This is a genomic window from Sphingomonas cynarae, assembly GCF_039537815.1.
GTDB classification, from domain to species: Bacteria; Pseudomonadota; Alphaproteobacteria; order Sphingomonadales; family Sphingomonadaceae; genus Sphingomonas; species Sphingomonas cynarae.
Map to the genome: position 1 here is coordinate 1 of NZ_BAABBF010000018.1, position 2,947 is coordinate 2,947.

The following is a 2,947-nucleotide window of genomic DNA, read 5'->3' on the forward strand; positions in this document are numbered from 1 at the left end:
TGTTTCTTTCTTCGAGTTAGGCGATGCCGATGCTGACGGCGATGAGCATATCCCGCAAACTGGGCCTGTCGTTCCTGCTGATCTGTGCAGCGGCGCTGGCGATGATGGTGGTGCTGTACACCAACTTCAGCGCGATCCGGGAGGCGACGGTGGAGAGCAACGCCAGCCAGTCGCTCTACGCCCGCGCGCAGACGCTGGAGACGTCGCTGCTGCGCCAGAACAGCCAGTTGCGTGGCTATCTGGTGACGGCGGATCCGACCTATCTGAAATCCTACGAGGAGGCGCGGGTCGAATATGATGCGACCGCCGCCGGACTGGCGACGGTGCTGAGCGGGGCGGAACGCGACGCGCTGCTGACCTCGCGGCGCGAGACGCTGGCCTGGCGGCGCGACTGGGGCGACCGGCTGATCGCCCGGGTGAAGGGCGGGGCGCGGGCCGCGGCGGAGGACGAGGTGCGCGGCGCCGGCAAGGCGGTGCTGGTGAGTGCGGCGGTGCTGCCGCTGCGCGCGATCCGCGATGCCGAGACGAGCGCGATCGCGCGCAACGCCACCCGTCAGGAAGGCGCCATCGCGATGGGCTTCGCTGCGATGGCGGTCGGCGGCATTCTGCTGATCGGACTGGCGGTGCTGCTGGCGGTGCTGCTGGCCCGGGCGATCTCGCGCCCGGTGACGGCACTGACGCGGACGATGGCCGAACTGGCGACGGGCCGCACCGACGTCACCGTGCCCGCCACCGACCGGGGCGACGAACTGGGCGCGATGGCGCGGGCGGTGTCGGTGTTCCAGGATGCCGCGATCGCCAAGCAGGCCGCCGATGCCGCCAAGGCGCAGGCCGATGTCGCGCAGAAGCTGGTGGTCGACACGGTATCGACGCAGCTGGCCCGGCTGTCCGATGGCGACCTGACCGCACGGATCACCGCGGACTTTCCCGAGGACTATGCCGCGCTCCGGACGAACTTCAACGAGGCGCTGGTCCGGCTGCACGATCTGATCGGCTCGGTGTCGGAGAGCGCGACCGCGATCCGCACCGGCTCCGGCGAGATCGCGCAGGCGTCCGAAGACCTCGCACGCCGTACCGAAAGCAACGCCGCCTCGCTGGAAGAGACGGCCGCCTCGGTCACGCAGATGGACGGCCGCCTGCGCGCCTCGGCGGTCGCGGCGACGCGGACGGTGGAACGCGCCGATCAGGCGATCGCCACGGTCGGTGGCGGCCGTGCGGTGGCGGATGAAGCGGTGCAGGCGATGGGCCGGGTGTCGGACAGCGCCAAGGGCATCGACTCGGTGATCGAGGGGCTCGACAAGATCGCCTTCCAGACCCGCGTGCTGGCGATGAACGCCGCGGTCGAGGCGGGCCGGGCGGGCGATGCCGGACGCGGCTTCGCAGTCGTCGCCGATCTTGTCTCCGCCCTCGCGATGCGGGCCGAAGAGGAAGCCAAGCGCGCGCGTGACCAGTTGACGGTGACGCAGACCGACATCGTCACTGCGGTCGAGGCGGTGACGAAGGTTGACGGCGCGCTCGCCAACATCTCGGGCGACGTGGCGCAGGTCCACGAACTGCTGGCGACGATGGCGGCGGACAACCAGGCGCAGTCGGCGGCGATCACCCAGATATCCGCCGCGATCGGCACGATGGACCAGTCGACCCAGCAGAACGCCGCGATGGTCGAGGAAACTTCGGCTGCCGCGCGCAACCTGTCCACCGAAGTCGGCAGTCTCGCCGATCAGGCGGGGCGCTTCGTCACCGCCCGGCGTGGCTCGGCCCGGCCTGCCGGCCGGCAGATGACGCCGGCGCGCTTCGCCGGCCCGGTCCGTAACCTGCCCGCCGCCGCCGTTACCGCGCTGGTCCGCGCGGATGACGACTGGCAGGAGTTCTAGACATCTTCCTGTCGGCCATCGAGGCGGCATCCGAAGGCGAGGCGCCGGACGGGGCGGTGCTGGCGCGGCAGGCGGTGGTGCTGCGCGCGCTGGGCCAGCCGTTCGTCGCCGCGCTGCTCGACGCCGGGCAACGCCAGCTCCACCGGGCGCCGCGGACCGCCGCGCTGATCCGCGGCTGGCCGGGGGATGCCGCCGCCGCCGGTCTGGCGATGCGCTTCAACGGCGCGCTGCATGCGCTGGCCCGCACCGACGAAGGGACCGCGCTCGCCGCGCTGCTTCGCCACGAGCATGACGATGTCGATGCGGCGGTGGGTGCGGTGATCGCCGGGCACGACGATTTCATCGTCGGCTGGATGCGCGATCCGCCCCAGACCAACGAGGTCGCGCGCGCCGGGGCGATCATGGCGGCGCTGATGGTCGTGGCCGCGACGTTCGACCTGCCCTTCACGCTGATCGAGCTGGGCTCGAGCGCGGGGCTGAACCTGAACCTGGCCCGTTACCGTTACGATCTGGGCGGTCGCCGGGTAGGGCCGGAAGCCTCGCCCGTCCTCGTCGCGCCCGTCTGGCAGGGGCCGCCGCCACCCGCTGGCGTGGTACGGATCGCGGCCGCGCGCGGCGTCGACCTTCGGCCGCTCGACGTCACCGATGCCGCCGCGTGCGCGCGGCTCTCCGCCTTCGCCTGGACCGACGACCCCGACCGCGCCGGCCGGCTGACCCGGGCGATCGCGCTGGCGCAGGCGCATCCGCCGGTGATCGACCGGGGCGATCTCACCCGCTGGCTGCCGCGGCAACTGGCGACGCCGCAGCCGGCCGGGCTGTGCCGGGTCGTCTTCCATTCGATGGTGCTGCAATATCTCGAGCCCGGGCAGCGTGCCGCGATCGTCGCCGCCATCCACCGCGCCGGCACCCGTGCCGACCCGACCCGGCCGCTCGCCTGGACCGGCTTCGAGTGGACCGAATGCCGCCGCGAGGTCCGCCTGATGCTCACCTGCTGGCCCGGCGGCACCACCCACCACCTCGCCACCTGCCACCCCTATGGTGAGTGGATCAAATGGCTTCAGTCATGACGGGAG

At 71.8% G+C, this 2,947-nt stretch carries 2 protein-coding genes; both read left to right on the top strand.

Annotated features, from left to right (window positions below):
• Nucleotides 1–29: 29 nt before the first annotated feature.
• Nucleotides 30–1,874 (top strand): methyl-accepting chemotaxis protein, encoded by a 1,845-nt coding sequence (locus ABD719_RS18545; protein WP_344694853.1) that lies wholly within the window; start codon nt 30–32, stop codon nt 1,872–1,874.
• A gap of 56 nt (nt 1,875–1,930) precedes the next feature.
• Nucleotides 1,931–2,941, top strand: coding sequence for a DUF2332 domain-containing protein (locus ABD719_RS18550; RefSeq protein WP_344694852.1), 1,011 nt, complete (start codon nt 1,931–1,933; stop codon nt 2,939–2,941).
• Nucleotides 2,942–2,947 lie beyond the last annotated feature (6 nt).